This window comes from Hymenobacter agri, from assembly GCF_054778495.1.
Genome location: NZ_BAAGZM010000800.1, coordinates 1 through 1,571 on the forward strand (window position 1 = coordinate 1; position 1,571 = coordinate 1,571).

The following is a 1,571-nucleotide window of genomic DNA, read 5'->3' on the forward strand; positions in this document are numbered from 1 at the left end:
CCGCCGCTGGGGTAGTAGCCGCCGGCCTGGTAGTGGCCCATCACGGCGCAGTGCAGCGGGAAGCTGGCCTGCGCCGGCGGCAGGCCGTGGTCGCCGCACTGCACATTCAGAATGCCCTGCAACAGCCGGTCCTTGATGTGCCAGTCCATCACGCGCTTCAGCGAAAATAAGCCAAACTTACCTAGCTGCGGGGTGCGAAACGGAATGGTGACGTTGTCCCAGAACCCGCTCATTTTCGGAATCAGGTGCAGCTGCTCGTTCACCTGCCGCACCACCGTGAGGTACTTGCGCAGCCCCTCCCGCTCGTGCGGAAACCGCGCCGCCAGCTGCGCATACAGCTCCTCAAAATCGGCCGGCAAATCCACCCGCTCCCGGCCAATCCAGCAATGCTCGTAGGCGGCCGGGTTCATGCGGAAAAACGTCAGGTCGTTGGCAATGCCCAGCCCTTCGTAAAGCTGGCGTGTGCTCTGGCCGGGGCCCAGCATCCCCAGGTAGTGCACGCCGGGGCTGAAACGGTGCCCGTCGAGGTAGAAGCTGTGGCACCAGCCGCCGGGCACGTAATGCTGCTCCAGTACCAGCACCCGCTGCCCGGCCCGCGCCAGGCAAATAGCCGCTGCCAGCCCACCCGCCCCCGAGCCAATGATAATCGTGTCGTAGTCCGCCATGCTGCCGGAAGTGCGTGCCGAAAGCCAAGCCGGACCATCCGGCTGCTCAGCAAACCGGGAAATTACGGCGCGGTGCCCAACTTCCTCACAGGCCCGGCCCGCGGAAAATGAAAACGCTCACCCTGCGCAGTGCAGAATGAGCGTTTAGCTGTGATCCCGCTGGGATTCGAACCCAGGACCCGTACATTAAAAGTGTACTGCTCTACCAGCTGAGCTACAGAATCAGTTATCTTTACCTTGGCGAGGCGTTTCCTGCTTTGGTGGTACAAAAGTAGTACGGCCTTTTGGACTACACAACTCTGCCCGCAAAAAAAACCTCTCTGTCTTATCGTGCGCGCCCTTTTCATTCTCTTTACCCTACTGCCTTTCTGCAGTTTGTGTGCAAATCCGGGGGCAAAAAAAAATTTACTATCAACGCCATCTTCGACCGCTCCTACCCTGGCCCAGGCTGATTCGTTGTTTGACGCCGGCCAGTATGGCGCGGCTTTTCCGGGTTATCGGGCGCTGGTGTGGCAAAAAAACCGGGCTTCACCCGAATTATTTTTGAAAATGGCCTACGCGCAACAGCAGCTGGACCATTTCCCGGCGGCATTGCTTTACCTGAGCATGGCGCAGGCGCGCCAACCCCGGGTGCGTACCTGGCAGCAGCTGGCCGCACTGGCGGCGCAACACCGGCTGGTGGGTTACCCAAATACGTGGCAGCAGGAGTTGCGGGTGCAAGCGCAGCGTTATTACTACCCGGGCCTGCAGGTGCTCTTGGCTGGAGCAGTTGTGGCGGCCGTGGGCCTGCTGCTTCGCCGGCGGGGACGGGGGCCTTGGGTGGCGTATGCCGCGTATCTGGTGTTGCTGGCGGCTTACCTGCATGTGCTGCGGCCGGCACCGGCGGGCTTGGTGTCGCGGGCCGGG

The 1,571-nt window shown here is 61.6% G+C and carries 2 protein-coding genes and 1 tRNA gene; 1 reads left to right on the forward strand and 2 read right to left on the reverse strand.

Annotated features, from left to right (window positions below; all coding sequences use genetic code 11):
* Both ACYVDE_RS22265 and ACYVDE_RS22270 read right to left on the reverse strand, forming a co-directional pair.
* Nucleotides 1-665 (reverse strand): phytoene desaturase family protein (locus ACYVDE_RS22265; protein ID WP_460503728.1); only part of this gene is annotated, 665 nt, incomplete at its 3' end.
* A gap of 151 nt (nucleotides 666-816) precedes the next feature.
* A tRNA-Lys gene (locus tag ACYVDE_RS22270) sits at nucleotides 817-889 on the reverse strand.
* Between the two features lie 319 nt (nucleotides 890-1,208).
* On the opposite strand from ACYVDE_RS22270, the gene ACYVDE_RS22275 reads away from it, so the two are divergent.
* Nucleotides 1,209-1,571: hypothetical protein (locus tag ACYVDE_RS22275; protein WP_460503729.1), on the forward strand; the 363-nt coding region annotated here is incomplete at its 3' end.